This is a genomic window from Pseudomonas sp. MWU12-2319 (assembly GCF_023242525.1).
GTDB classification, from domain to species: domain Bacteria; phylum Pseudomonadota; class Gammaproteobacteria; order Pseudomonadales; family Pseudomonadaceae; genus Aquipseudomonas; species Aquipseudomonas gingeri_D.
The window spans coordinates 1-1,888 of sequence record NZ_JALJES010000049.1 but is presented as its reverse complement, the minus strand read 5'-3'; the positions used below and the strand labels follow the sequence as shown (position 1 = coordinate 1,888).

Below are 1,888 nucleotides of genomic sequence, written 5' to 3'. Positions count from 1 at the left end.
CTGGCCCACGGCATTGTCGGACGTTGAACTGGAACGATCTCTGTTCCCGCCAGCGCCGACGGTTCCCAGCGAGCAACGCCCGATGCCTGACTGGGCATGGGCTCACGCCGAATTGCGCCGCCCCGGCGTGACACTGGCCTTGCTCTGGCAGGAGTATCGACTCAGCCATCCGCAAGGCTACCAATACAGCTGGTTCTGCGAGCACTACCGCCTCTGGGCCGCCAAAGTCGATGTGGTCATGCGCCAGGAGCACCGCGCCGGCGAGAAGCTGTTCGTCGATTACGCAGGCCAGACCGTGCCGGTCATCGACCGGCAGAGCGGAGAGATCCGCCAAAGCCAGATCTTCGTTGCCGTTCTCGGCGCCTCCAGCTACACCTTTGCCGAGGCCACCTGGTCGCAGAAGCTACCTGATTGGCTGGGCTCACACGCTCGCTGCTTCGCTTTTCTTGGTGGCACATCGCAGATCCTGGTGCCGGACAATCTGCTCAGCGGCGTCACCAAGGCGCATCGCTACGAGCCAGATATCAACCCGAGTTACCGTGATCTAGCCGAGCACTACGGTGTCGCCGTGGTGCCTGCCCGCGCCCGTAAACCTCGGGACAAGGCCAAGGTCGAAGTTGGCGTGCAAGTGGTCGAGCGCTGGATCTTGGCGGCCTTGCGCAACCGCCAGTTCTTCTCGCTGGGCGAACTCAACACAGCCATCGGACTGCTCCTCGATCGCCTCAACCATAGGCCCTTCAAGAAGCTGCCCGGCTCACGCCGCTCGGCCTTCGAGACCCTCGACCAACCCGCGTTGCAACCGCTGCCAGAACATCCATACGTCTACACCGAATGGAAAAAGGTACGGGTACACATCGACTACCACGTCGAAGTTGACGGCCATTACTACTCAGTGCCGTATCAGTTGGTGAAGCACCAGCTTGAAGTGCGGCTGACGGCGAAGACGGTGGAGTGCTTCCACGCCAACCAGCGCGTGGCCAGCCATCTTCGCTCACAGCACAAAGGCCGGCACACCACCCAGATCGAGCACATGCCCAAGAGCCACCGTGAGCATGCCGAATGGACACCGCAACGGCTGATCCGCTGGGCCGAGCAGACCGGGCCCAACACCGCTGGTGTCATCGCCTACATCCTTGAACGACGAATCCATCCGCAGCACGGCTTCCGTGCCTGCCTGGGCATCCTGCGCCTGAGCAAACAGCACAGCGAAGAGCGGCTGGAAGCCGCTTGCCAGCGTGCGCTGGCACTGGGCGCATGCAGTTACAAAAGCCTCGAATCGATCCTGCGCCAAGGCTTGGAACGGCTACCGCTGGCCCAGCAGAACCTGCCGCTGCTACCCGACGAGCACATCAACCTGCGCGGCCCCGGCTACTACCACTGACCTGAAAAAGGAGCACCACCATGCTACCCAACCCGACCCTGGACAAGCTGCAAACCCTGCGCCTAAACGGCATGATCAAGGCGCTTGGCGAACAGCACGCAACGCCCGATATCAACGACCTCAGCTTCGACGAACGCCTGGGCCTGATGGTCGACCGCGAGCTGACCGAGCGTGAAGATGCCCGCTTGAGCACTCGCCTCAAAGCAGCACGTCTGCGCCACAACGCTTGCCTGGAAGATATCGATTACCGCAGCCCGCGCGGCTTGGATAAATCCCTGATCCTGCAACTGGGCAGCGGCCAATGGTTGCGCGACGGTCTGAACTTGATCATCGGCGGCCCAACCGGGGTGGGTAAAACCTGGTTGGCTTGTGCGCTGGCCCACAAGGCTTGCCGGGATGGGTACAGCGTGCGCTACCTGCGCCTGCCGCGCTTGATGGAAGAGCTGGGCCTGGCCCACGGTGATGGCCGCTTCGCCAAACTGATGGCCGGTTATGCAAAGACTGATC

2 protein-coding genes are annotated in these 1,888 nt (G+C 62.2%); both read left to right on the top strand.

Annotation, left to right across the window (positions count from 1 at the left end):
- Window positions 1–1,381: IS21 family transposase (gene istA, locus M5C01_RS32675; RefSeq protein WP_248764472.1), on the top strand; the 1,381-nt coding region annotated here is incomplete at its 5' end.
- 20 nt (window positions 1,382–1,401) lie between these two features.
- Window positions 1,402–1,888, top strand: a 487-nt coding sequence (locus M5C01_RS32670; protein WP_248764471.1) for an ATP-binding protein, incomplete at its 3' end; no start/stop codon positions are given.